Origin of the sequence: Micromonospora sp. NPDC050795, assembly GCF_044456785.1 — a bacterium.
GTDB lineage: Bacteria > Actinomycetota > Actinomycetes > Mycobacteriales > Micromonosporaceae > Micromonospora.
Genome location: NZ_JBITGE010000109.1, coordinates 933 through 1531, shown reverse-complemented (window position 1 = coordinate 1531; position 599 = coordinate 933).

Here is a 599-nt window from a genome sequence, read left to right as displayed (position 1 = left end):
CCAGCACTGGAACAGCTGACCCACACCACCACCACACGGCAACAGCACACCGACCGCTGGCCGGCACCCGCAACCTTGGGGTGCCGGCCAGCGGCCTTTCTGTTGTGGGCCCTTCTGGTTCATCCGGCTGGCCTGGTCGGTGCACCGGGGCCATGCGCTGACCTCCGCTCGTTAGCGTCGCCAGTCGCCAGTCGCCAGTCGCCAGTCGCCCGACGCCACCCGCTGATCGCCGACCACGGGCGGTCGAGGCCGGCGGTTGGACCTAGACATGCATCCCACGTTGCCGAAGCCCTCGCGGGACGTGGAAAGCGAGATCCAACCCGCATCCGTCCGCAGATCTTGGACACTTTCCGTCTCGCGTTGACGGAAGCTGTCCAAGATCTCGTGGGATGTGGCCGAAGCACGGCGCGACGGCGGGTGTCGTGGGACGACCGGCGTGCGGCGATGGAACCCCTCGGCAGAACGGTCCGGCGCAGCGGCGAGGCATTGAGACCGCTCGCCGACCACCGCACACCACCGGTGGTACGGCGTGGCGACCATCGACAGCCGACACGTCTGCCAGTTGGCCAACGCGGGTGAATGCTCCCGCCCGCGCCGCC